The 22,975-nt window shown below is 67.5% G+C and carries 30 protein-coding genes; 16 read left to right on the top strand and 14 right to left on the bottom strand.

From position 1 onward, the window contains the following. The 10 genes from NBV68_RS06360 to NBV68_RS06315 all read left to right on the top strand — a co-directional run. The coding region (locus tag NBV68_RS06360) for a SufD family Fe-S cluster assembly protein (RefSeq protein WP_296308143.1) at nucleotides 1-259 on the top strand (259 nt) is incomplete at its 5' end. Nucleotides 260-599: 340 nt separating this feature from the next. After that, nucleotides 600-1,154 carry a DUF559 domain-containing protein gene (locus NBV68_RS06355; protein WP_296308141.1) on the top strand — a complete coding sequence of 185 codons (555 nt, stop codon included), beginning with the start codon at nucleotides 600-602 and terminating at the stop codon, nucleotides 1,152-1,154. Next, complete coding sequence (sufC, locus tag NBV68_RS06350; RefSeq protein WP_296308138.1) at nucleotides 1,154-1,897, top strand: Fe-S cluster assembly ATPase SufC; 744 nt, start codon at nucleotides 1,154-1,156, stop codon at nucleotides 1,895-1,897. Before NBV68_RS06355 ends, sufC begins: the two co-directional genes overlap by 1 nt. Continuing rightward, the gene (locus NBV68_RS06345) at nucleotides 1,894-2,649 is read left to right on the top strand and encodes a SufD family Fe-S cluster assembly protein (protein WP_296308136.1); all 756 of its coding nucleotides are present in this window, start codon (nucleotides 1,894-1,896) and stop codon (nucleotides 2,647-2,649) included. Before sufC ends, NBV68_RS06345 begins: the two co-directional genes overlap by 4 nt. Continuing rightward, nucleotides 2,646-2,993 carry a hypothetical protein gene (locus NBV68_RS06340; protein WP_296308135.1) on the top strand — a complete coding sequence of 116 codons (348 nt, stop codon included), beginning with the start codon at nucleotides 2,646-2,648 and terminating at the stop codon, nucleotides 2,991-2,993. Before NBV68_RS06345 ends, NBV68_RS06340 begins: the two co-directional genes overlap by 4 nt. Next, nucleotides 2,990-4,216, top strand: coding sequence for a cysteine desulfurase (locus tag NBV68_RS06335; RefSeq protein WP_296308132.1), 1,227 nt, complete (start codon nucleotides 2,990-2,992; stop codon nucleotides 4,214-4,216). The genes NBV68_RS06340 and NBV68_RS06335 overlap by 4 nt, the downstream gene beginning before the upstream one ends. Before the next feature lie 4 nt (nucleotides 4,217-4,220). Continuing rightward, nucleotides 4,221-4,664: an SUF system Fe-S cluster assembly protein gene (locus tag NBV68_RS06330; protein WP_296308147.1), complete on the top strand. Its 444-nt coding sequence runs from the start codon at nucleotides 4,221-4,223 to the stop codon at nucleotides 4,662-4,664. Continuing rightward, the gene (locus NBV68_RS06325; protein ID WP_296308131.1) at nucleotides 4,661-5,155 is read left to right on the top strand and encodes a GNAT family N-acetyltransferase; all 495 of its coding nucleotides are present in this window, start codon (nucleotides 4,661-4,663) and stop codon (nucleotides 5,153-5,155) included. The genes NBV68_RS06330 and NBV68_RS06325 overlap by 4 nt, the downstream gene beginning before the upstream one ends. Further along, on the top strand, nucleotides 5,152-5,517 hold the full coding sequence (locus NBV68_RS06320) for an iron-sulfur cluster assembly accessory protein (protein ID WP_296308130.1): 366 nt from the start codon (nucleotides 5,152-5,154) through the stop codon (nucleotides 5,515-5,517). Before NBV68_RS06325 ends, NBV68_RS06320 begins: the two co-directional genes overlap by 4 nt. 382 nt (nucleotides 5,518-5,899) lie before the next feature. Then, the gene (locus NBV68_RS06315) at nucleotides 5,900-6,085 is read left to right on the top strand and encodes a hypothetical protein (RefSeq protein WP_296308128.1); all 186 of its coding nucleotides are present in this window, start codon (nucleotides 5,900-5,902) and stop codon (nucleotides 6,083-6,085) included. Here the strand turns inward: NBV68_RS06315 and NBV68_RS06310 are convergent. From NBV68_RS06310 to NBV68_RS06300, 3 genes are all read right to left on the bottom strand, one after another. Beyond that, nucleotides 6,082-7,026 (bottom strand): hypothetical protein, encoded by a 945-nt coding sequence (locus NBV68_RS06310; RefSeq protein ID WP_296308127.1) that lies wholly within the window; start codon nucleotides 7,024-7,026, stop codon nucleotides 6,082-6,084. The genes NBV68_RS06315 and NBV68_RS06310 overlap by 4 nt on opposite strands. 61 nt (nucleotides 7,027-7,087) lie before the next feature. After that, nucleotides 7,088-7,513: a hypothetical protein gene (locus tag NBV68_RS06305; protein WP_296308126.1), complete on the bottom strand. Its 426-nt coding sequence runs from the start codon at nucleotides 7,511-7,513 to the stop codon at nucleotides 7,088-7,090. Continuing rightward, nucleotides 7,510-8,214 (bottom strand): EI24 domain-containing protein, encoded by a 705-nt coding sequence (locus NBV68_RS06300; RefSeq protein WP_296308125.1) that lies wholly within the window; start codon nucleotides 8,212-8,214, stop codon nucleotides 7,510-7,512. The genes NBV68_RS06305 and NBV68_RS06300 overlap by 4 nt, the downstream gene beginning before the upstream one ends. Nucleotides 8,215-8,342: 128 nt before the next feature. On the opposite strand from NBV68_RS06300, the gene NBV68_RS06295 reads away from it, so the two are divergent. Continuing rightward, on the top strand, nucleotides 8,343-9,344 hold the full coding sequence (locus tag NBV68_RS06295; RefSeq protein WP_296308124.1) for an adenosine kinase: 1,002 nt from the start codon (nucleotides 8,343-8,345) through the stop codon (nucleotides 9,342-9,344). A 211-nt stretch (nucleotides 9,345-9,555) separates the two neighbouring features. Here the strand turns inward: NBV68_RS06295 and NBV68_RS06290 are convergent, their stop codons facing one another. From NBV68_RS06290 to purD, 5 genes are all read right to left on the bottom strand, one after another. Next, on the bottom strand, nucleotides 9,556-10,377 hold the full coding sequence (locus NBV68_RS06290) for a hypothetical protein (protein ID WP_296308122.1): 822 nt from the start codon (nucleotides 10,375-10,377) through the stop codon (nucleotides 9,556-9,558). An 81-nt stretch (nucleotides 10,378-10,458) separates the two neighbouring features. After that, nucleotides 10,459-10,839: a hypothetical protein gene (locus tag NBV68_RS06285; protein WP_296308121.1), complete on the bottom strand. Its 381-nt coding sequence runs from the start codon at nucleotides 10,837-10,839 to the stop codon at nucleotides 10,459-10,461. Nucleotides 10,840-10,917: 78 nt separating this feature from the next. Continuing rightward, nucleotides 10,918-11,292: a response regulator gene (locus tag NBV68_RS06280; RefSeq protein ID WP_296308120.1), complete on the bottom strand. Its 375-nt coding sequence runs from the start codon at nucleotides 11,290-11,292 to the stop codon at nucleotides 10,918-10,920. A gap of 19 nt (nucleotides 11,293-11,311) precedes the next feature. After that, nucleotides 11,312-13,570 carry a PAS domain-containing protein gene (locus NBV68_RS06275; protein WP_296308118.1) on the bottom strand — a complete coding sequence of 753 codons (2,259 nt, stop codon included), beginning with the start codon at nucleotides 13,568-13,570 and terminating at the stop codon, nucleotides 11,312-11,314. A 245-nt stretch (nucleotides 13,571-13,815) separates the two neighbouring features. Beyond that, entirely contained in the window at nucleotides 13,816-15,090 is a 1,275-nt protein-coding gene (purD, locus tag NBV68_RS06270) for a phosphoribosylamine--glycine ligase (protein ID WP_296308117.1), read from the bottom strand. Between purD and xseA the strand changes: the two genes are divergently transcribed. From xseA to NBV68_RS06255, 3 genes are read left to right on the top strand one after another with little or no spacing between them, the layout of a single operon-like run. Next, entirely contained in the window at nucleotides 15,089-16,591 is a 1,503-nt protein-coding gene (xseA, locus tag NBV68_RS06265) for an exodeoxyribonuclease VII large subunit (RefSeq protein ID WP_296308116.1), read from the top strand. The two genes, purD and xseA, sit on opposite strands and share 2 nt — an antisense overlap. Nucleotides 16,592-16,615: 24 nt before the next feature. Further along, nucleotides 16,616-16,819 (top strand): DUF2093 domain-containing protein, encoded by a 204-nt coding sequence (locus NBV68_RS06260; RefSeq protein ID WP_296308114.1) that lies wholly within the window; start codon nucleotides 16,616-16,618, stop codon nucleotides 16,817-16,819. A gap of 12 nt (nucleotides 16,820-16,831) precedes the next feature. Next, nucleotides 16,832-17,875, top strand: a complete 1,044-nt coding sequence (locus NBV68_RS06255; protein WP_296308112.1) for an esterase-like activity of phytase family protein — start codon at nucleotides 16,832-16,834, stop codon at nucleotides 17,873-17,875. A gap of 62 nt (nucleotides 17,876-17,937) precedes the next feature. Here the strand turns inward: NBV68_RS06255 and rpmB are convergent, their stop codons facing one another. Then, nucleotides 17,938-18,225: a 50S ribosomal protein L28 gene (gene rpmB, locus NBV68_RS06250; protein ID WP_296308110.1), complete on the bottom strand. Its 288-nt coding sequence runs from the start codon at nucleotides 18,223-18,225 to the stop codon at nucleotides 17,938-17,940. Nucleotides 18,226-18,468: 243 nt separating this feature from the next. Between rpmB and NBV68_RS06245 the strand changes: the two genes are divergently transcribed. Both NBV68_RS06245 and NBV68_RS06240 read left to right on the top strand, forming a co-directional pair. Next, entirely contained in the window at nucleotides 18,469-18,714 is a 246-nt protein-coding gene (locus tag NBV68_RS06245; RefSeq protein ID WP_296308108.1) for a hypothetical protein, read from the top strand. A gap of 48 nt (nucleotides 18,715-18,762) precedes the next feature. Beyond that, a complete protein-coding gene (locus NBV68_RS06240; RefSeq protein WP_296308145.1) occupies nucleotides 18,763-19,191 on the top strand; it encodes a nucleoside deaminase in 429 nt (142 codons plus the stop codon). A gap of 9 nt (nucleotides 19,192-19,200) precedes the next feature. On the opposite strand, the gene NBV68_RS06235 is transcribed toward NBV68_RS06240, so the two are convergent. From NBV68_RS06235 to nadC, 5 genes are all read right to left on the bottom strand, one after another. Continuing rightward, the gene (locus tag NBV68_RS06235) at nucleotides 19,201-20,157 is read right to left on the bottom strand and encodes an alpha/beta fold hydrolase (RefSeq protein WP_296308106.1); all 957 of its coding nucleotides are present in this window, start codon (nucleotides 20,155-20,157) and stop codon (nucleotides 19,201-19,203) included. A 295-nt stretch (nucleotides 20,158-20,452) separates the two neighbouring features. After that, nucleotides 20,453-20,884: a membrane protease subunit gene (locus tag NBV68_RS06230; protein WP_296308104.1), complete on the bottom strand. Its 432-nt coding sequence runs from the start codon at nucleotides 20,882-20,884 to the stop codon at nucleotides 20,453-20,455. 85 nt (nucleotides 20,885-20,969) lie between these two features. After that, nucleotides 20,970-21,680 carry a ribonuclease T gene (locus NBV68_RS06225; protein ID WP_296308103.1) on the bottom strand — a complete coding sequence of 237 codons (711 nt, stop codon included), beginning with the start codon at nucleotides 21,678-21,680 and terminating at the stop codon, nucleotides 20,970-20,972. Next, the gene (locus NBV68_RS06220) at nucleotides 21,658-22,071 is read right to left on the bottom strand and encodes a hypothetical protein (RefSeq protein ID WP_296308098.1); all 414 of its coding nucleotides are present in this window, start codon (nucleotides 22,069-22,071) and stop codon (nucleotides 21,658-21,660) included. The genes NBV68_RS06225 and NBV68_RS06220 overlap by 23 nt, the downstream gene beginning before the upstream one ends. Next, nucleotides 22,068-22,937, bottom strand: coding sequence for a carboxylating nicotinate-nucleotide diphosphorylase (nadC, locus tag NBV68_RS06215; RefSeq protein WP_296308096.1), 870 nt, complete (start codon nucleotides 22,935-22,937; stop codon nucleotides 22,068-22,070). The genes NBV68_RS06220 and nadC overlap by 4 nt, the downstream gene beginning before the upstream one ends. Between the last annotated feature and the right edge of the window lie 38 nt (nucleotides 22,938-22,975).

Genomic DNA, 22,975 nt, shown 5'->3' with positions numbered 1-22,975 from the left:
GGGCGATCAATGCGGCGCGCACACCGTGCCCTATATCGAGGTGAAGAACCCCAGCGCCCAGATCGAGCACGAGGCGACCACCTCCAAGATCAGCGACGAACAGCTGTTCTACGCGATGCAGCGCGGGCTTGGCGAAGAGGAAGCCGTGGCGCTGATCGTCAACGGCTTTGCCAAGGACGTGCTGAAAGAGCTGCCGATGGAGTTTGCCGTCGAAGCGCAGAAGCTGCTGGCGATTTCGCTTGAGGGGAGCGTGGGGTGACAAGCTTCCTAAAGACCTTTGGTGTCGCTTGGCTTGTCGCAGGCATGGCTTCGTATTCGATGCACCTCTTGTATCTACCTTACGATAGCTTGCTTGTGGCCGAAGCGTTTGGCGTTGCTCTCTACACGACCCTTGCTACGTGCCTTATCCGGATACCATTCAGCCAAAACGACGGTCCGCAAAGAGGCAAAACTGTCGCGTGGTCACTCCTCGTTCTCGGGCTGCTGTTTTTTGGCGGGAATGTGAGGAATGAGCCGACTGTCGCTTGGACAGGCCTGCTCTATGCCATTCTTGCGTGTGGCGCTCTTTATGCTTTCCGTACGAAGGGCAAAGTTGAGTCATGACCCCCCGCAAAACCCTCGCCCTCAACCCCGAGGCTGCCACCGCCGAAGCCCCCGCGCTCAAGAAGAAGGGCCGTGGGTGGGAGATTTCGGACAAGCGGCTCGATGCGCTGCACGAACAGGCGCGCGAACTGCGCCGCCATTCGTCCGAGGCGCACAAGGCGCTGGCCGCGAAGTTCACCGCTGCCGATCTCGGCCGCTACACCTTCAAGCGCCACGCGGTGGTCGGCTCCGCGATCGTCGATTTCAATTGCCACAACCTCGGCCTCGCGCTCGCGATTGACGAGGAGGGGCAGAACGACACGCTCGCCAAGCGGCGCGACAAGAGCCTCGAGAGCGTCGGCATCAAGGTGATGCGGATCGCCGCGAGCGACATCCTCACCGATATCGACGCCGTGCTGAAGCAGCTCACCCAGGTGATGCGCGACCGGATCGAGGAACGCAAAGCCGCCGCCCGCGCGCACAAGGCAGCCAACCCCAAGCAGACCTATTCGCGCCCCAAGTCCGGCGACAAACCGCAGGGCGACGCGAAGCGCCCTCCAAGGAAGTACTGATGCTCGAAATCACCGATCTCCACGCCTCCGTCGGCGACAAGCCGATCCTCAAGGGCCTCACCCTCTCCGTCCCCGCAGGCGAGATCCATGCGATCATGGGCCCCAACGGCGCGGGCAAATCGACCCTGTCGAACGTGCTCGGCGGCAAGCCCGGTTACGAGGTGACCGCAGGCAGCGTGACCTTCCGCGGCGAGGACCTGCTGGCGCTCGAACCGCACGAACGCGCCGCCAAGGGTCTGTTCCTCGGCTTCCAGTATCCGGTCGAGATCCCCGGCGTCTCCAACGTCCAGTTCCTGCGCGAGGCATTGAATTCGCAGCGCAAGGCGCGCGGGGAGGAGCCGCTTTCGGGCGGCGAGTTCCTGAAGCTCGCCAAGAACCGGGCGGGGCTGCTGAAGATGGACATGGAAATGCTCAAGCGGCAGGTCAATGTCGGCTTCTCGGGCGGCGAGAAGAAGCGCGCCGAGATGGTGCAGATGGGCATTCTCGACCCGGCCTTCGCGGTGCTGGACGAGACGGACTCCGGCCTCGATATCGATGCGCTCAGGATCGTGGGCGCGGGCATCAATTCCATCATGCGCCACCCCGACAAGGCCGTGCTCCTGATCACCCACTACCAGCGCCTGCTCGATATCGTCACGCCCAACAAGGTCAGCATCCTTGCCGGCGGCCGCATCGTCGAGACCGGCGGGCCGGAACTCGCGCTGAGGCTCGAGGCCGAGGGCTATGACGCGGTGATGGCGTGACGGTAGCAACCCTCCCGACCCGGCGCGATGAAGCTTGGCGTTATGCCGACATGGACGGCGTGGCGCGGCTTGGCCTTGCGGCGCTTGATCAGTGGCAGGTGATTGACGTCCCCGCTGGCGACAGCGTGACCCGCTGCCTCGTGGTCGGCTCAGACGCGCCCGAACTCCACCGCTTCCGCGTCCAGTTGGGCGAAGGCGCGCGCGCCGCGTTCTTCGTCACCAATACAGGCGGCGATTACACCCGGGTCGAGATCGAGGTGCGGCTCGCCAAGGGTGCGCATTTCGAATTCGGCGGGGTCACGATTGGCGGGGCGGGCGTCACCCGCGAATTCGTGACGCAGGTCATTCACGCAGAACCGGAGGCGACCTCCAACCAGACCATCCGCGCGGTCCACTGGACCGGGGCGACCGGCAATTTCCTCGGCGAGATCAAGGTCGCGCGCCATGCGCAGAAGACCGATGCGGCGCAGGACTTCAAGGGCCTGCTGCTCGAGGCCGGGGCGAGCGCCAATGCTGTCCCGCAGCTCGAAATCTTCGCCGATGACGTCAAATGCGCCCACGGTGCGACGGTCGGCGCGCTCGATGAAGCCGCGCGCTTCTACATGATGGCGCGCGGGCTCGACCCACAGGCGGCGCAGCGGCTGCTGGTGCAGGCCTTCATCGGCGATGCCTTCGTGTCGCTGGAGCACGAGGCGGAGCGCGAGACGCTGCTGGATGCGGCGCTCGCGGCGCTGGAGGGGGCCAAGCTGTGAGCCTGATCCTCGCACTCGCGCTGGCACAGGCCCCCGCCTTCACCGGGACTGTGCCGCAGCCCAATCCCGCGCTGGACGCCGCCCATGCCTGTCTGCTCGCTGGTGTCGCCGAAAGGCTTGCGGCCGAGGCACCTGCACCGATTGCCGAGGAACGTTGGCGCTGGGCCTTGGCGGTCGCCGATCGCTGCGATGCCGAACTCAACGCCGCGGCAGATTCGCCGGAAGCGGCCAGGCTTTACGACGAGGTTTCGCACGGCAGCATCACCAAGCGGCAGGCGCTGCGTTCGGAGGCACTCTACTTCGTCGATCGCCTGATCCGCGAGCATTACGAGGCCAAGCCATGAACGCCCCTGCCACCATCACCCGCGATCTGCGCGCCGACTTCCCCGGCATGGTCACGGCTGACGGCAAGCCGTGGCACTACCTCGACACCGCCGCCACCGCGCAGAAGCCGCGCGCCGTGATCGACGCCATGGCGCGCGCGCTGGGCGAGGATTACGCGACCGTCCACCGCGGGGTCTACACCCGCTCGGCCGAGATGACGCTCGCCTACGAGGCGGCGCGGCGCACCGTCGCCAAGTTTATCGGCGGGCACGAGGACGAGTTGGTCTTCACCCGCGGCGCGACCGAAGCGATCAACCTCGTCGCGCAGACCTGGGGCCGCGCGAACCTCAAGGCTGGCGACCGCATCCTGCTCTCGCAGGCCGAGCACCATTCGAACATCGTGCCGTGGCAGATGGTTGCGGAAGAGGTGGGTGCGGTGATCGACGTCTGCCCGCTGACGGACGATCACCGGATTGACCTCGATGCGGCCGAGGCCATGCTGACCGAGGCGCACAAGCTGGTCGCGCTGGGCCATGTCTCGAACGTCACCGGCGCGCTGCTCGATGCCCCGCGCGCTGCCGCGCTTGCTCATTCCGTTGGCGCGTTGCTGCTGCTCGATGGCTGCCAGTCGGCACCTCATATGCAGGTGGATGTCACCTCGTTGGCATGTGATTTCTATGTCTTTTCCGCCCACAAGCTCTACGGGCCGACCGGGATCGGGGCGCTGTGGGCGCGCGCGGAACTGCTCGCTGCGATGCCCCCCTATCAGGGCGGCGGGGCGATGATCGACCGCGTGACCTTCGCCAAGACCACCTATGCCTCCGGCCCCCAACGGTTCGAGGCGGGGACGCCCGCGATCACCGAGGCGGTCGCCTTTGCCGCTGCGGCAGACTATGTCAGCGCCATCGGCCCTGATCGAATTCATGCGCATGAACAGGCACTTGTCGCCCGGCTACGCCGTGAACTCGGGAGCATGAATGACGTGCGCCTGTTCGGCCCCGCCGACAGCGCCGGGATCGTCAGCTTCGCGATTGACGACATCCACCCCCACGACCTCGGCACGATCCTCGACGAGAGCAATGTCGCGATCCGCGCCGGGCACCACTGCGCCCAGCCGCTGATGGATTACCTCGGCGTGCCCGCCACCGCCCGCGCCAGCTTCGGCCTCTACTCGACCGAGGCTGACGTCGACGCGCTGCTCGCCGGGATCGCCCGCACCCGCAAGATTTTTGGAAAGGGATGAGATGATGGACAGCTCAGCCGAAAAGCCCCCCCGCGCCCGTGTGGAAGACGCCATCGACAGCGATGACGCAGCCCCGCGCACCCGCGACTATCTCGACGGCTTCCTCGCCGCCAAGCCCGCCGCCGATGGCGTGGGCGGCGAAGGCAGCGACCTGCAAGCCGATGTCATCGAGGCGCTGCGCGAGATCTTCGACCCGGAAATCCCGGTCAACATCTACGATCTCGGCCTGATCTACGGGGTCGAGGTGGACGATAGCCGCGACGCGACCGTCACCATGACGCTCACCACCCCGCACTGCCCGGTGGCCGAGACCATGCCCGGCGAGGTCGAGATGCGTGTCATGTCGGTGCCGGGCATCCGCGATGCCGAGGTGGTTCTGGTCTGGGACCCGCCGTGGGGTCCGCACAAGATGAGTGACGAAGCGCGGCTCGAACTGGGGATGCTGTGACACTCGCACCGGCCTTGACGATCACGCTGGCCGACTACCGCGATGCCCGCGATGCGGCGGACGTGGTGGCGCTGCTCGATGCCTATGCCCGCGATCCGATGGGTGGGGGCGAACCCTTGCGCGATGACGTCAGGGCGCGCCTCGCCAGCGATCTGGCGGCCAACCGCCAAGCCTTCTCGCTGATCGCGAGGGAAGGCGAGCGCGCGGTCGGCCTCGCCAATTGCTTCATGGGCTATTCGACCTTCGCGGCTGCGCCGCTGGTCAATATCCACGATCTCGCGGTGCTCCCCGAGACGCGTGGGCGCGGCGTCGGCAAGGCGCTGCTCGCCGCGGTCGAGGCCGAGGCCTTGAAGCGCGGGGCCTGCAAGATCACATTGGAAGTGCTGAGCGGCAATCCGGCGCGGCATCTCTACGCTCGCGAAGGCTATGGCGACTACCAGCTCGATCCCGCCACCGGGCACGCGCTGTTCTGGCAAAAGAGGCTCAAATGACCGACACCACCACGACGTCTCGCCCCGCCCCCAAGGCCGCCGTCACCCTGACGCCCTCCGCCGAGGCGCGGGTCGCCGAGCTGATGTCCAAGGCCCCGGCGGATGCCATCGGCGTCAAGCTGTCGACGCCGCGCCGCGGCTGTTCGGGCCTCGCCTACTCGGTCGATTATGTGACCACCGAGGCGAAGTTCGACGAGAAGATCGTCACCCCCGGCGGCGTCTTCTACATCGACGGCGCCTCCGTTCTCTACCTCATCGGCAGCGTCATGGACTGGCGCGAGGACGATTTCACCGCCGGTTTCGTGTTCGAGAACCCCAACGCCAAGGGCGCGTGTGGTTGCGGCGAAAGTTTCATGGTATAATCAGGGCCATGCCGATCAAAGACTCAGAACCGCGCGACATCCTCGGCGCACTCGCAGGTATTGTTGCCGGGGTGGGAATGGTCGCCTTGGCAGCCCACAAGGCGCTTGGATCACGCCGGGCTGGCCCGCGCGTCGATAACCGGCCAGGCGCCAGTTCGCTTGCCGACATCATGCGCAGCCCGCCGAGGCCTCGCCGCAGACCGCCGGAGGCGGGTCTCCCGATGCCAGCGGTTCCGCCGCGCGGACCAGCCCCCCTGCAGGGCGGTGCCGCCGTTGCTCTGGACGCGCCGGGCGAGTGACCGCCGTCGCTGTCTCTCCCGACTGATATTGCGCCCGCATGGCCGCATCCGGCACAGGTCTTCCGCCCGGGCGGATCGCGGAAATGCGAGCGCAGCGCTTCCGCGAGGTGCAAGCGATCATCGCGCGGATCGAGGGTGAGCGCGCCGCGCTCGAAGCGCAGCTTGCCGCGGGAGTTGCGCCCGAAGATCAGGCGGGGATCGAGACCGAGATCCTCCACCTCGCGCTGGCGCTGAGCCAGCTGCGCGGCGGGCATTACTCCGGCATTTAGTCCTGCTCGGCGAGCCGCGCGATCAGGCGGGTTTCGAGCTCGTCGACCTCGCCATCAGCTTGCACCATGCGGTCGAGCCACTCGCTCTCGAAGGTGGTGACCTTCTCGCCCTCGGCCGCCAGCGCGTCGTAGTCGGGGCCGGTCGGCTTCTTCTTCCCGAACACCTTGCCGAAATGGTTGCCGACACTGGGCACTTCACGCACCATACGGCCCATAAAGCGCCCGAGACTGACCTGATTGTCGGCGACGAAGGCTTCCAGCTCGCGCTTGCGCTCGTGGCTGAGCTGGGCGCTGGGGAGCGCGAAGCCCTTCATGAAATTGGCGACGCCGTCGAGGAACAGGTCGTCCCACTCGGCCGCGTTCTCGTCGGCGAGGGTCGCGTCCTTGAGGCGGAAGAGCATTTCGGCATCATGGCGGGTGACCGCGGCCGGGCCGTGGCCTCCGCTGGCGAAGATCACGCGGCGGACGATGCGGCATTCGGCGGCAGTGATGTGCGTGGCGCTGAGGTCGCCGCCGTGGCGGGTCGGGCCAGTGCCGTGCAGCACCGCATGTTCGACCTTGGCGAGCACGTAGTCCTTGAGGCGGTCGGGGGTGTTCTCGGCGCGCTCGAGTATGCGCACCAGCGCCTCCAGCTCGGCCATGCTATCGACCTTGCCGTCGGCATCGACCTGCGCGATCAGCCACTCGGCCTCCTCGAGGTTGCACTGGAGGCGCGGCGGGGTGCCGTTGAGGACGTGTTCGCCGATCGCCTCGACGAAGAAGTCGACCCACTCAGGGCTGCGCTGGTGCAGTGCCTGATTAAGCGTGAACAGCGCCTCGGCTTCCTGGCGGGTGATGATGCCGTCGCCCCAACCTTCGCGGCGCAGGGCAAGAAGCTCGTCGGCAGTGATCTGGCCGTCGGCGGCAGCGGCGCGCGCGACTTCGAGGAATTGGGTGGTCACGGTGGTTACGTCCCCTGTGGTCTTCGGGCGAGGCCATGCCACAGACAGGCTTAAGGCGGGGTTACCTTTGCTCGACCTCGCGCAGGCAGTCGCCCGGGTCGGCGGGCGCCCCGCCCTGCCTGAGGCGCGCGGCGACATGGGTCGCGGTCGGCTCGGCGGCGGCGACGGGGTAGAGGTAGATGTCGAGCACGCAGGTGGTGCCGGCAAACTGGAGCTTCCTCGCATCGCCCTCGGCAAGGTCAATGCGGGGGCTGCCGAAGCGGGAGGTGAGCGCGGCGGCGGGCGAACCGATCACTCCGGCGAGCCCTGCCGGGGCCATCACCTCGGGCACGACCACGATGGTGCTGCGCGGGGTGGCCGGGGCGGCGGGGCGGAAGCCGGGGCGGGGTGCGGCGGCCGAAGGCTTGCGGGCCGGGCTCGCGCCTCCCGCGCATCCTGCAAGCGCCATCGCCAGCAGGGCGGCGGTGAGAAGCTGCGCGCGCGTCACCCCTTCGCTCCGATCCGGCGCAGCACCAGATGCGTCCCCGCCGCCGCGCCGACCAGCGGGGCCACGAGATTGACCAGCGGCACCGCCATCATCGCCGCCACCACCGCGCCGAGCAGGATGCGCTCGGCCTTGGGCACGGGGTTGGCGCGCGTGTCGCCCTCGCAGTGCCGCAGCCACGCCATGTCGGTCAGCTCACGCCCGAGCAGCACCGCGTTGACGGCGAGGAACACCAGCGCCGGGCCGATCGCGGTGAACACCAGCACCGCCGCCACCGGCAGCGCCAGCAGGTTGTAGCCGAGCGCCCGCAGCAGGCCCTTGCTCGCCACCGCCACCTCGCGAGCCAACGGCAGCGGCTGAGCGCGGCTTGCAAGCTCGGGATAGTGCCTGGCTTCCACCGCCGCCACCACCTCGTCGGCGAACAGCTGGAGCACCGCGAGCGCGACGATCCGGAACAGCAGCCAGAACGCGGTGAGGCTGACCGCCAGCCACACCAGGATCACCAGCGGCCCGACCACGCTGGCGGGCAGCAGCGCGGCCATCCACGGGCTTTGGCGCAGCAGGTCGAGCCCGAACCAGAGCCCCACGCTCGCCGCCGCGAACACCGCCAGCGTCACCGCGACGCTCTTCACACCCACGCGGACGACAGCGCGGTCGCCGAGCTGGCCAAAGGCTTTCACGATCGCGGCGGGAACGGCGGACATGGCACCATTCGATGCGCAGGCAGCACCGCGAAGTCAACGCAGGGATGGTGCACCGCACACAGATCGCTTGGCGAGCCGCAAGAAGGCGGCTAGGCGCACGCGCGACCCATCATCCAAGGAAGCCGCCTGTGCCCGAGACCACTCCGCCCCGTTACGACGTCATCGCCATCGGCAACGCCGTGGTCGACGTGATCGCCTCCTGCGAGGAGGAGCTGATCACCGAGTTGCAGCTCAACCGCGGCGGCATGACCCTGATCGACGAGGCGCGCGCCGACGAGCTCTACGAAGCCATGCCCCCGGCGCGCGAGATCTCGGGCGGCTCGGCGGCCAACACGCTGGCCGGACTCGCCACCTTGGGCTTGCAATGCGCCTTCATCGGCCAGGTCGCCGACGACCAGCTTGGCAAGGTGTTCCGCCACGACATGCGCGCGACCGGCATCGACTTCGACACGCCGGTCCGTGAGGGCGAGCCCGCCACTGGCCGCGTGCTCATCTTCGTGACGCCCGATGGCGAGCGCACCATGAACACCTTCCTCGGCGCAGGCCAGTTCCTCCCCGCCGCCGCGCTTGACGAGGAGCTGATCGCTAGCGGCGCGATTCTCTATCTCGAAGGCTATCTGTGGGACCCCGAAGAGCCCCGCCGTGCCATGCGCCGCGCCATCGAGGTCGCCCGCAATGCCGGTCGCAAGATCGCCTTCACAGCCTCCGAAAGCTTCGTGATCGACCGCCACGGTGACGATTTCCGCGCGATGATCGAGGAAGGCATCATCGACATCCTGTTCGTCAACGAGAGCGAGCTGGCGACGCTGACGGGCGAGGACGACTTCGAGGCGGGTCTTGCGGCGGTTGCCGACAAGGTGCCGGTGCTGGTCGCGACGCGCAGCGAGAAGGGCGCGGTCGCCATCGCCCACGGCGAGCGCGCCGAGGTCGCCGCGGTGCCGGTCATCAAGGTGGTCGACACCACCGGCGCGGGCGACCAGTTCGCGGCCGGGTTCCTGTCGGGCTATGCCAAGGGCGAGCCGCTGACCCGTTGCCTGAAGCGCGGCGCGATCTGTGCCTCGGAGGTGATCTCGCACTACGGCCCGCGCCCCGAGGCGGACATGCTCAAGCTGATGGAAGAACGCCTGTAAGCTGTAGGGAAGGTGACAAAGGTTACACCCTGTCAACTTCCCTAATTGGCGATTTCGTTCGAAATTGGAGATGCTTACTCTCCGTTCGCGGCGCGGACGGACAGGGGGAGTGGGGCCTTTGTTTGCGCACCCGGGTGCAGGGCAGGCTGACCATGGCAAAGAGCGGGGTGCATCCTAACCCTGCCCCTGCCCTGTAGGAAAACGCTTTCGCTCAGCCCGCCGCCGTCGCCGCGCGCCGCACCGGGGTCTTGCCGGCCTCCCAGCCCAGCCACGCCGCCGCGCCGCCGGCCGCGATGCCGAGCGCGAGTGTCACCGGAGCGGGGATGACGGCATAGGCGGCAAAGCCCGCAGCGATCGCCGGGATGAAGGGCGCGAACCACATCACCACGCCCTGCAACGCCGCAAAGCCCGCAGCGATCAGCCACGGCGCGCCATGCTTGCGGTTGCGCCACCACAGCACCAGCGCGAAACCGGCCACCAGCGCATCGCTGATCGCGATGGTATCGAGGATCGCGTGCGGAAACTCGCTCCCGATCACGTTCATCCAAGGCAAAAAATCGCCCATCACCCGGCTGAACGGGCTCTCGAACAGGATCAGCGGGGTCGCCAGCATGTAGCCGGCGTGGAGCTTCACATTGCGGCGGTGCTTCAGCGCCAGATAGAACAGCGTGAGATAGGCCACGATCGCGATGCCCATGCCGATCCCGAAGGCCGGGCCGAGCGCGGCGATGACCTCGTCCTCGCGCACCGCAAAGCGCTGCGCGGAGCGGTTGATGATCATCATGAAACCGAAGATCAGAAACGGGAACAGCACGAAGCTCGCCCGTCCGAGCCAGCGGTGAAGCTCGACCGCGCGGCGCTGGATGGCGACCTGCTGCGCGATCAGCAGCGCCAGCCACGTCATCGACGAGATCGCGTGGACATGGAAGGCGAGCGGTATCGCCCCGGCTGCGGCGAAATAGCTCGCCCAGAAGCCGGCCATGATGACCAGCAGCACGAAACTGACGAAATACGGTGCAAGGCGATACGGCATCGAGATTCCCCCTTCCCGATTGCGACCGGCGCGAGGTGTATCACGAAGATCCGGGGGCACAAAGCGCCCCCGCGCGCGGCCTTACTTCGGCGGCACGTATCCCGCCTCGCGCAGCGTCACCATATAGGCGGCGATCTGGTCGATCTGCTTGCGGGTGAGGGTGAAGTCCATGTCCTCGGGGTAATTGTGCGCGTCCACCAGCCAGTCGGCGAGCGATTTCTCGGAGAGCCCCGGCCGATTGGCGATCGCCGCGAAGCTGGGCGAGGCGGGGTTCGCCGAGAGGAACGGCGGCTCGACCGCATGACACCCCCCGCAGGCCGCCTCGACGAAGGCCGGCGCGCGGGTGTCGGGGGAGGGCGAGGTGGACTTGCCCACCATCGGCGGGGCATTGCCGGTGCCCGGCGCGGTGGCGCAGGCGGCAAGCGCGGTCAGGGCGATGAGCAGCAGGGGGCGATGGGTCATGCTGCCTGTATCCGCCTCTGGCTTCACCGCGTCCTTGATCGGGATCAAATTTGTCACAGGGCCCAAGCCGGCCTTCATCTATTCTACCTGCATCACGTGCAGGAGTGTCGTGATGATCTCCTGAACGGGGACCGGCTTCCGGCAGTGCGGCACGATCTCGAACTGCTGGGGGATGACCGCCTTGTCATAGCCGCTCAGGAACAGGATCGGCACGTTGCGATCCTGCAGGATTTGCGCTGCGGGGAAGACCTTTTCGCCGTTCAGGTTCACGTCCAGTATCGCACCGTCAAGTTGCTGCGAAGCGTCGATTGCGGCCAGCGCCGGCAAGATCCCCCCGACCGGCCCGACAATGGTGGCACCGGCGCTTTCAAGCTCGCACCGCAATTCATCGGCAAGAAAATACTCGTCCTCGACCACCAGAATGCGGCGATTGCTTAGCGGCAATGCGGTCATTGTCTGCATCCTCCATCAGTCAGCCTGCCATAATTCGCAACGCGATGGTGCAGTGGACACCATCCGGGGTGAGGGTGAAACTGGTGACCGCGTCGAGTTGATGCGGCAGCGCGCGTTCGATAAGTTCGCGGCCATGGCCGAAGCGTTGCGCCGCCTCCGGCTCCGTTGGCATGGCCACACCGGTCTCGCGCCAGTCGATATGGAGCACGGGCCGAGCGTCAGCGGGATCGCGCTGGACCGACCATCGGATAGTGATCTTCGCTGCCGTCTGGCTGAGTGCCCCGTGTTTGACGGCATTGGTCGCAAGCTCGTGCAAGGCCATTGCAAGGGTCTGCACCGACGACGATCGCAGCCGCACGCCTTCGGGCCCTTCCAATGTGATCTGATCTGCCTGACCACCCAGAGCGTCAAGCTCCGCCTTGATCAGCGCGTCGAAGGTGACGCGCTCGTCGGGATCGAGCTGGGAAAGCAAGGCCTGCACCCGCGAAAGGGCCTCGATACGATGACCGAAGCGTTCCTTGAAATCATCGAGGTCGGCGCTGGAGCGTACGGTCTTGTTGGAAATGGAATGGACCACCGCCATGAGGTTGCGGGTGCGGTGCTGCAGTTCGGCAACCAGCACCTTTTGCCTGGCCTGCAGTTCATGGATCTGGTGGATGTCGGTCGACGTCCCCAGCCACTCGATGATCGATCCGCCATCAGCCCGGACAGGCAAGGCGCGGGTCTGGAACCAGCGATATTCGCGGGTCGCTGCATTGCGGATCCGGGCTTCGACCTCGAATTGCCCGGTGCGCAGGGCATCGCTCCATGCTGCGCGCGCGGCCTCGCGATCGTCGGGGTGAAAGGCCTTCAGCCATCCGTCGCCGTTGCTTTCCTCCTCGGTGCAGCCGGTGTAATCGGTCCATTGCGGGCTGGACCATGTCCAGTCGCCGCGCTCATCGGCACGCCACACGAGCTGGGGGATGCCTGCCATCAGCACCTCCAGCCGCAATTCCGTCTCGCGCAGCTCGGTCAGGTCGTGGCCGACGCCGCCGATCACTGCCACCTCGCCATCGTCGCCGAAGATCGGAAAGGCGGTGCTGTGCAGCCACCGGATCATCCCGTCGACCGGCCGCCGGATGCGGTAATCGAAGCTGGCGTGCTCGCCCGCAAGTACGCGCTCGACGGCCTCGTGGACCTGTGCGCGATCCTCCTCGAGGATCAGGTTCATCCATTTTTCGAAATTGTCGCCTTCCAAGGCGGTTTCGCGGGGGAAACCGAAGATCGTTTCGAAGGCCGGGGTGAGATATTGCCATTGCAGCGTTTGCGCGTCGCGCATCCACAGCATGTCCTGCGATGCTTCGCCGAATTGCTGAAGCCGCGCCTCGCTCTGCTTGAGCGCCGCTTCGATCCGCATCCGCTCGGTCACGTCCTGCGCGATCTTGAGGAAACCGCTGGGACGGCCGGCGCGATCCTTCACCGCAATCGACTGCCCGTCGAGGAAGACGCGCGAGCCGTCCCGCCGCTGATGCCAGCGCAGGTTCGTAGCGGATCCGTTTTCCCGCGCCTTGGCCAGTTCCTGCGCCGGCACGCCCGCGGCACAGTCCTCGTCGGTAAAAATCATGCTCAAGGGCTGCCCAATGGCGTCGTCCGCCGACCACCCGAGAATGTCTTCCGATCCGCCAAGCCAGCCGGTTATCTGGCCGCTCCGATCGCAGACGACCATGATATAGGCGCGCGCATTTTCGATCAGCTGCAGGCGCTCGTCCGCCGCCTTCAGGGCCGAAGCAGCCTGATGGCGGTCGATCACCGGGCCGAGGACCATGGCATAGGTGTTCAGAAAATTGATGTCGGGCTCGCCGAATTTCCGCGGTTCGCGCGCATCGACCTGCAGCAGGCCGAACGGCCTGCGCCCGGGAAGGAAGATCGGCACATTGACGACCGCGACCACCCCATGATCGATCAGGAATTGCGGAAAATCGAAGCGATCCTCTTCGGCGATGTCGTTGGTGATGACCGGCACCGCCTTGGCAACGGCGAAGGCTTCGGATGATTTCTCGGTCAGGCTGACCCGCTCTTGCCCGACCACCCCCGGGTTCCAGCCAACGCCTGCGCGAATGAGGCCGGTGTTGTCTGCGTGGTCGATCTCGATAACCTTGGCGAGATCGACATCGAGCCCGTGCGCGACCAGCCGGCAGGCCTCGGTCAGGATCTCGTCCAGACCGTCATGGTCAAGGACAAATTCGCCAAACTGGGCGAGGGCTTGCTGATGCCGTGAAGACTGCGGTGCGCTGCTCATTCGATCTCAACCTGTGCATTGTTCAGGACGTGTGCGCAGTCGATTGGTCACGTGATGGGCTTGGCGCTGTCGGGATGTATGAAGAACCAGCAAAAGCCTGCGCGAAACACAACCGAGGTTGGTATTCCGCGTGCTCACGAAAGCATTTTCGCAAGGGTCGGCGCGATTTGACACGCAATCGGCTTCAGCCTGACTGCGGGACGGGCGCAGCATACTTGCTGCGGCGCTCAGATTTGGTGCGGGCGCTAGGCCGAGGCTTCGCGGGCGACTTCGCGGTGGCCGATGTCGCGGCGGCAGAAGCCGCTTGGGAAGTTGACCTTATCGACCGCGTCATAGGCGCGGGCCTGGGCTTCGGTGACGCTCGCGCCGGTTGCGGTGACGTTGAGCACCCGCCCGCCGCTCGCCACCAGCGCGCCATCCGCCAGCGCGGTTCCGGCGTGGAACACCTTCGCGCCCTCAGCCTCGGCGTCACCAAGCGCAATCGCGCCGCCCTTTTCGGGGGTGCCGGGGTAGCCCTTCGCCGCCATCACCACGGTGAGCGCGGTCTCCGGGCGGAAGGCGATCTCCACGCCCTCGAGCGTGCCCAGCGCGCAGGCGAGCAGGATCGGCACGAGATCGCTCTGGAGCCGCATCATCAACACCTGGCATTCGGGATCGCCGAAGCGGGCGTTGTATTCGATGAGCTTGGGGCCGTCCGCCGTCAGCATCAGCCCGGCGAAGAGCACGCCCTGATAGGGGTTGCCCTCCTCGCGCATCGCCTGAACCGTCGGCGCGATGATCTCGGCCATCACGCGGGCCTGCAATTCGGGCGTCAGGACGGGCGCGGGGGAATAGGCTCCCATGCCGCCCGTGTTGGGGCCCACATCGCCGTCGCCCACCCGCTTGTGGTCCTGCGCGCTGCCGAAGGGGACTATCGCGGCGCCATCGGTGAGGGCGAAGAAGCTCGCCTCCTCGCCTTGCATGAACTCCTCGATCACCACCTGCGCGCCTGCGCCGCCGAAGGCCCCGCCGAACATGTCGGCGAGCGCGTCCTCGGCCTCGGCGAGGGTTTCAGCGATGACCACGCCCTTGCCCGCCGCCAGCCCATCGGCCTTGAGCACATAGGGCGCGGCGAAGCGGGCGAGCGCGGTGCGAGCCTCCTCAAGGCTGCTGGTGCGCACGAAGCCTGCGGTGGGGATGCCGGCGCGCGCGCACATATCCTTGGTGAAACCCTTGGAACCCTCGAGCTGCGCGGCAGCCTGCGATGGCCCGAACACCGGCACACCCGACGCCCGCAAGCTGTCCGACAGTCCGTCCACCAGCGGTGCCTCGGGGCCGATCACCACGAGGCCGATCTGCTTGTCGGCACAGAACGCGATCACCGCGCCGTGGTCGGTCACATCGAGCGCCACCACCTCGGCTTCCTCGGCGATGCCGGGATTTCCGGGGGCGGCGTAGAGCTTGGCAAGGCTCGGGGATTGCGCCAGCTTCCATGCCAGCGCATGTTCGCGGCCTCCCGAACCAAGAAGCAGGATATTCATGGCGCCTCCGCCGACCAGTGATGACCCAAACGGTCTTAACGATGCGGGGCTCGTAGCCCGTGAGCGACAGGGCGACAACGCCCAGCCGCTCACCATCAGCGAGATATCCGCGCTGCTGAAGCGCACGGTCGAGGACCGGTTCGGCTTCGTGCGGCTGCGCGGCGAGTTGTCGGGGGTGAAGCGCGCCGCCTCGGGGCACTTCTACTGCGCGCTCAAGGACGAAGGCGCGGTGATCGACGGGGTGATGTGGAAGGGCAACGCCGCCCGCCTCAATTTCCGCGCCGAGGACGGGCTGGAGGTGATCGCTACCGGCAAGCTCACCACCTATCCGGGGCGCTCGAAATACCAGATCGTGATCGATTCGCTCGAACTGGCGGGCGAGGGCGCACTGCTGGCGCTGCTGGAAAAGACCCGCGCAAGGCTGGCCGCCGAAGGGCTGTTCAATGCCGAGCGTAAGCGCCGCCTGCCGTTCCTGCCGCAGGTGATCGGCGTCGTCACCTCGCCCACCGGCGCGGTGATCCGCGACATCCTCCACCGCCTCGCCGACCGCTTCCCCAGCCACGTCCTCGTCTGGCCGGTGCTGGTGCAGGGGCCGGGCGCAGCCGAGCAGGTGGCCGCCGCCGTGCGCGGGTTCAGCGCGCTTGCCCCCGGCGGCCCCATCCCGCGCCCCGACATCGTGATCGTCGCGCGCGGGGGCGGGTCGATCGAGGATCTGTGGAGCTTCAACGAGGAAGTGGTGGTCCGCGCCATCGCCGAATGCTCGATCCCGGTGATCTCAGCCGTGGGCCACGAGACCGACACCACCCTCGCCGATTACGCCGCCGACCGCCGCGCGCCCACGCCGACCGCCGCTGCCGAAATGGCGGTTCCGGTGCGCGCCGACCTTGCCTTCACCCTCACCGATCTCGCCGCCCGCCAGCGCCGCGCGGTCTATCGACCCGTTGAACTGGGCCGCGAGCGCCTCGCCGCGCGGGCCCGGCTGCTGCCGCGCCCGGAGAACCTGCTCGCCCCCCAGACCCAGCGATTGGACGAGTTGTCCGAGCGCCTGCGCCGCGCGCTCGGCGACCGTTCGGCAAAGGGGCGCGAGCGGCTGGCGGGCGCGGCAGCGCGGCTCTCCCCCAGCCTGCTGGTGCGCACTTCAAGCGAGGCCCGGCGCCGGCTCGACCGCGCGCGCCTCGCCCCTGCGCTCGTAGAGCGCCCCTTGCGCGAGGGCACCCAGCGCCTCGCCGCCCTGACGCGGGTGATGAGCCAGCTCCACCCCGAAAAGCCACTGGAGCGCGGCTATGCCATCATCCGCACTGCTTCGGGCCGCGCGCTGACCACCCGCGCCGAAGCCGCAGGCGAGGCGCGCCTCTTGCTGCAATGGCGCGACGGTGACCTTGCGGCCATCCCTGAGGGCGCGCCGCCCCCGCCGCCCCCGCCGCCACCCCCGCCCGCGCCCGCCCCGCGCAAGCCTGCGAAATCATCGCCTTCCTCCGCCCAAGATGATTTGTTCGGTTAGCCGCTCGGTGCTATCAGGGGTGCCATGCTGATGACTCCCGCCGACAAGGTCGCCAAGCTCTATTACGCACCCTCCAGCTTCCGCGTGCTGCGGCCGGGGAGCCATGTGCTGTGCGCAGTCACAGGCGCGGCGATCCCGCTCCCCGAATTGCGTTACTGGAGCGCCGAGCGGCAGGAGGCCTATGCCTCGTGCGAGATCGCGACGCGGCGCCTGCTCGGCCTCGCCTGACCCCCTGCACCGATGAAGGCTGACGGCCCTCGCGAGAGGCCTCCCGCCCGAGCGCGCCTCGGGCGTCTGGCGCTAATCGGGGCCGTCGCGCTGGCGCTGGCGCCGGGCACCTTCCTGCGCAGCTCGATCGGCACGCGCTCCGATCCAGCCGTGGTGACAACCACCCCGCGTCCCGAGCGCGCCGGCCTTTCGGGTTCGCTGGCACTGACAGGGGTGTGGGAGATGACCTCGACGCATGGCTGGTTTGGCGGATTTTCCGCGCTGGTCGCCGGGCGCGGTCAGGCGCTGGTCGCCGGAACCGACCGCGGCTTCCTGCTCGATCTCGACCTTACCGGCCCCGCGCCCCGCGCGGTGTCGCGCAGCTTCCGCTTCACAGGCCTTTACGCCGGTCGGCGCCGCGAGATCGTCGACCTCGAAAGCCTAGCTCGCGATCTGGCGACGGATACGCTGTGGGCCGGCTTCGAGGCCGCCAACCGCATCATGCGTATCGCCCCGGACGGCAAGCGGTGGGCAACCGCCCCGGCTGCCATGGCCGATTGGCCGGTGAACAGCGGAGCCGAGACGATGGTACGCCTTGGCGATGGCCGGTTTCTGGTCATCGCGGAAGGCACCGAGGATGGCAGCGACACCCGGCACGAGGCTCTGCTGTTCCCTGGCGATCCGCTTGGGGCGCGCAAGCCGGAGGTCTCGCATTTCGTGACAGAAGCGGATTACGATCCGGTCGATGCCACGCAGCTGCCCGATGGCCGAGTGCTGATTCTGTTGCGACGGGTCGAATATGCGGTGCCCGCGCGTTTTGACACAGCCATCGCGATTGCCGATCCACGGGCAATTCGGGCCGGCGCGACGTGGCAGGCGCGGGTGATCGAGCGCATGACGGGCGGCATCTTCGCCGACAATTTCGAAGGGATCGCCTTCGTGCCGTCGGCGGACGATCCGGCGCAGGGTAGCGTGTGGCTGGTCACCGATGACAATTTCTCGGCGTTCCAGCGGACGTTGCTGATCCGGTTTGATTGGCCAAGCGGCTCGCTACCCCGGCCAAGCCCCGCTCCATAACGAAAAAGCGCCCGGGGCTACCGGACGCTTGATCGATTCGCCTGCCCGAGGGGCGACAGGATTTAGGCGGCGGCCTGCGCCTTCACCAGTTCGCGCTTCACCTTCAGCGCATTGGCCGAAAGCTTCTCGTCGCTGGTCTTGAGCAGCCAGTTGTCGAGCCCGCCATTGTGCTCGACCGAGCGAAGACCGTGGGTCGAGACGCGGAACTTGAAGCTGCGATCGAGCTTTTCGCTCATCAGCGTCACGTTCTGCAGGTTGGGCAGGAACACGCGCTTGGTCTTGTTGTTGGCGTGGCTCACATTGTGGCCGACCTGGCGGCCCTTGCCGGTCAGTTCGCAGATGCGCGACATGGTGTGTCTCTTCTCGTAAAAAACGGTTCCGGGCACGGGCCCAGACAAGGAAAGCGGCGCGCATAACTGCCAAGGGCCGAATCGTCAAGCCGGTTGCGTGCCGCCCGCGCTGCCCCGCGCGCATGTGGGTAACCCATGTAATGGCCGCAAAGCCCCCATCCCCTGCATTCGCCGTCCGACCTACGCAAAAGGGCGGGGCGGGGGCGCCGCCCGCGTGACCAGGCGTATAGGAGATCAGACACCATGAAGCGCATCATCATCACCACCCTCATCGCCCCCTTGGCAATCGGGCTTGCGGCGTGCGATGTCGACCAGACCAAGGAAGCCGAGCTGCCCGAGGTCGAAGTCAAGGAAGGCCAGATGCCTGAATATGACGTCGAGCCTGTGGAGGTCGAGGTCGGTACAGAGAAGAAGACGATCGAGGTCCCCACTGTCGATGTCAAAACGCCCGATGCCGATGGGACGCCGGTCACCGGCGACGAGGAATAATCCTCAGCAGGCGCGCGGGGCGTGAGCGCGGGCGATTTCCGCAGCTTCATGCCCCGCGCGCTCGCCGCCGCGCGCGCCGCGGCCGAGGCGGGCGAAGTGCCGATCGGCGCGGTGGTGGTGAAGGACGGCGCGGTGATAGCCGAGGCGCACAATTCGCCGCGCGACCTGCATGATCCCACAGCCCACGCCGAGATCCTTGCGATCCGCCGCGCAGCCGCAGTGCTCGGCGACGAGCGCCTTACCGGCTGCGAGCTGTGGGTCACGCTCGAGCCTTGCGCGATGTGCGCAGGCGCCATCCAGCACGCCCGGATCGCGCGGCTTTACTACGCCGCAAGCGACCCCAAGGGCGGCGCGGTCGAGCACGGCGCGCGGGTGTTCGACCACCCCCAGTGCCTCCACCGCCCCGAAATCTACACCGGCATCGGCGAGGCCGAGGCGGCGGAATTGCTGCGGGGGTTTTTCAGGGAGCGACGGTGAGGGGTCCGCTTACTGCGCGCCCCTGTCCCGCGAGCTGCCGCTTCGCTCGATCCACGTAGCGATCAAGGCAACGATCGCGTCGCTCAGTTCCATCTTGCCGTTTTCATGCTCCCCGGGCGCGAGGCCTTCGCCCCGAAGGAAGAAATGATCCTCGCGCGGGAGCACCGCGGCCGTCAGCGCGCCGGCATCGCTACGCTGCGCAAGGAAGGGCGGGACATTGATCGCGGGCGCGGTCAGCTGGTCGTGTGTGCCCCACACCGCCAGCACAGGATCTGTGACCTTCGCAAAGGCGGGGACCGGGTCATGAGCCAGAAAGACCCGCATTTCCGGGCTTGCCATACGATCAATGAAGCCCTCGCGGATTTCGGCAATCTCCTGCGCGCCGAGACCAACCGTGGCGAACAGGCGATCAGCGCCTTGCGTGATTGCCGCGCGGTCGCCGGCAATCGCGGCGTCGGCGATGGCGGCAAAGATCTGGCGGATTTCGCCAAGCCGCGCATCGTCGCTGCCGGCAAAGCGCGCCGGATTGGCCTGCTGGTCGATCCACACCGTCCGGCCATCCTGCCCCGGCGCGCCGAGCAGGACCAGAAAGTCGATCACCTCGGCGCGCTCGGCCCAGAGCTCGGTTGCCACCATTGTCCCTTCGCTATGCGCCAGTATGCCGAACGGCACCCCGGCGAGTTCCGGTCGCATCGCAAGCATGTCGAGAGCCGCGCGGATGTGCGGAACGCGCTGCTTGAAATGCTCGACGCGTTCGCCGGTCGATTCGCCGACCCCGGCATTGTCGATGCGCAAACTGGCGATGCCCTTGGCCGCGAGACCCTCCGCGAGGAGCTTGAACATCGGTGCTCCCGAAATCACCTGATCGCGTGCGTGCGGTCCGGCGCCCTGCACAAGCACCACGGCAGCGCGGGGCGGGTCTGCGGGCAGCGTGAGCGTGCCAGCCAGAAGGGCGTCCTGCGCCACTACGGTCACTGCGTGGTCGCGCGCGGAGGCAGCGCACGGGAACAAGATGGCGAAGGCCAGCAAAAGCCTGGTCAAGAAGTGCGGCAACAAAGGTGGCCCCTGCTCGGTTGAACGTGTATCACTGCATTAATACGGTAAGTGTGGTTGAGCAACACAAATGCAATTGGGGAATGGGACGCCGGGGGCCATGCTCGGGCGCGCCTCCATGCCGCTGGCCGCCCAATTCCGGCCATGGCCCCCTGCCACCTGCCCGGCTGAAACCGCTCGGCAGCACGGCCTCCTCAATCCACCGCCCTCACTCCTCGGCCTTGGGCGCAGGCCTCGGCCGCAGCCGCCCGGCCTCGAGGATCGGCAGGCCGCCCTCGGTGGGCACATAGATGATCTGCCCCTGCGACTGCGCGAGGTGCTCTATATAGAGGTAGCGCAGATAGCCCTCCGGCCCGCCCAGACCGTCGGCGACGATGCGGTTGGCCTCGGCGACGCCCTTGGCGCGCTCGACCTCGGCCAGCGCGAGGAGCTTGGCGCTTTCGAGCTTTGCCTCGGCCTCCAGTGTAGCGATCTGGCGGTTCTGCCGCGCCTGCGCAAGCTCGGCCTCGCCCGCGGTCTCGGCATTCCAGACGCGCACGGAGTTGTAGGCCGCGCAGGACCCGAGCCCGCCGCCGACCAGCACGATCAGCAGGAACAGCAGGCCCAGCGCGAGCGACCAGATGGAATTGGTGGCATTCATGGATGAAGGTCTCCCCCGAGTTGCGACGTAACCGTCTGAAGTTAGGCGAGGCCCTGGGGCATTCCAAGACCTTGCGCAGGCTGTTCTACAATCCCCGCCAGATCTTCGCCGGGGCGCTGTCCTTCGCGCCGCGCCGCGAGGCGGTGCAGGGGGCGGGGCGGAAGCGCTTTGAGTAGCACAGGCGGATTTCCTCCAGCCATCCACGCTCGTTGAGCCGGACACTCACTGCACTCTCGGGCCATTCGGGGTTGGCATCGACGAAGGCGGCGCGGATGCGGCCTGCAGTGAGGCCCTCCTCGCGCGCGATGCGGTCGTAATCGGGCAGGCGCACGCCCTCGAACAGGATGCGCGTGACCTTGAGATAGGCGCCGGGGTCGGGAACCATGCAGCTGCCGTGCTTGGCCCATTGCCGCGCGACGAGGCGCTCGGACGGCATGAGGCACATCGCGCCGCGCACCTGCGCGGGGGTAAGCGCGCGTCTGGCCCCGCACCACTGCGGGTAGCCCTTGGCGCCCTCGGGCCAGAGGCCATGGACGACGAGCCCGAAGCTGCCGCTGCGCCCGCCGCATTGCATGGCCTGCGAGCGGTCGTCAGCGCGGGTGCGGCAGAACTCGGGGCTCCAGCTCAGCGCGAGGGTGTAGCCGGTGACCGGCATGGAGCGGGGCGGGCCATCGGGGGTGACGCGCGGGACGGCGGCGACCTCGGGCACGCGGCACTGGTAGGCCTGCGCGTGGGCAAGCGAGGGCGCGGCAAGCGCAAGGGCGCCCAGAAGGCTATTCGAAGACCGCAGGGCCATCCTCCTCCTTAGGCTTTCGGGCGAACCAGCGGGCGGCCCCCGGAGTGAGCAGGCTCGCCATCGCCACCGCGACCAGCACCGCACCGATCAGCGCCGCCGGATCGAGGAAGGCGAGCCGCAGCGCCCCGAAGCCCAGCACCAGCCAGCGCGCGAAAGGCGCGGCGAAGAGATAAATCCACACTAGGGGGATCAGCGCGATGGTGAACTCGGCGGACAGGGTGACGATCGTCCAGTCGCGGTTCCACGCCACCCAGGGCATGTGCGCCGCGAACACCGCCTGCGACAGCGCCAGATTGTCGAGCCCGCGCACCAGCCGCAGCAGCGCGGCGGCAAGGAAGGCGGCGGCGAAGACGCGGATCGCCAGCGGTCGTGGCCCCCGCGCGAGCTTCACAGCGGCTTGAAATCCAGCCCGATGTCGGCGGCGGGCGCGCTCTGGGTGAGGCGGCCGACCGAGATAAAATCGACCCCGCTCGCCGCCTTGGCCGCGATGGTCTGGAGGTTGACGCCGCCGCTCGCCTCGGTCGGCACACGGCCTGCGACGATGCCGACCGCTTGCGTGAGGGTGGCGGGGTCCATGTTGTCGAGCAGCAGGTGGTGCGCACCGGCGGCCAGTGCAGGCTCGATCTGGTCGAGATTGTCGACCTCGCAGATGATCTTTTCGACCCCGGCCTCACGCGCGCGGCGCACTGCCTCGCCGACAGAGCCGGCGACCGCGACGTGGTTGTCCTTGATCATCGCTGCATCCCACAGCCCCATGCGGTGGTTCTGCGCGCCCCCTTGGCGGGTGGCGTATTTCTCGAGGAACCTGAGGCCGGGGATGGTCTTGCGGGTGTCGAGCAGCGTGCAGGTCGCGCTGCCCTCACGCATCGCATCGACATAGGCGCGGGTCATGGTGGCGATGCCGGAGAGGTGCTGGGCTATGTTCAGCGCGGAGCGCTCGGCGGTGAGGAGGGCGCGCGCGCTGCCCTCGATGCGCATCAGGTCGGTGCCGGCGGGGACGGCGTCGCCATCCTGCACCAGCGGTTCGAGCACGCATCCGGGGTCGAGGTGCCGGAAGAACGCCTCGGCCAGTGGCAGCCCCGCGACGGTGATGGCGTCGCGACTGTCCATCACCCCGGAGAAGCGCGCCTCGGCGGGGATTACGCTTTCCGAGGTGACGTCCCGCCCGCCGCCGGGCAGGCCCTCGCCGAGGTCTTCCGCGAGCGTCTCGCGGACGAACTTGGCGAGGTCGAAGCCGGGCAGGGTGAAGGTGGTCATGCCCCTCCCTAGCCGTTCGGCCCGAGTTTAGTCGAGAG

The organism is Erythrobacter sp. (assembly GCF_023653175.1).
Lineage (GTDB): Bacteria > Pseudomonadota > Alphaproteobacteria > Sphingomonadales > Sphingomonadaceae > Erythrobacter.
Note: the sequence above shows the minus strand (reverse complement) of the source record. Positions and strands in the feature narration are given on the sequence as shown.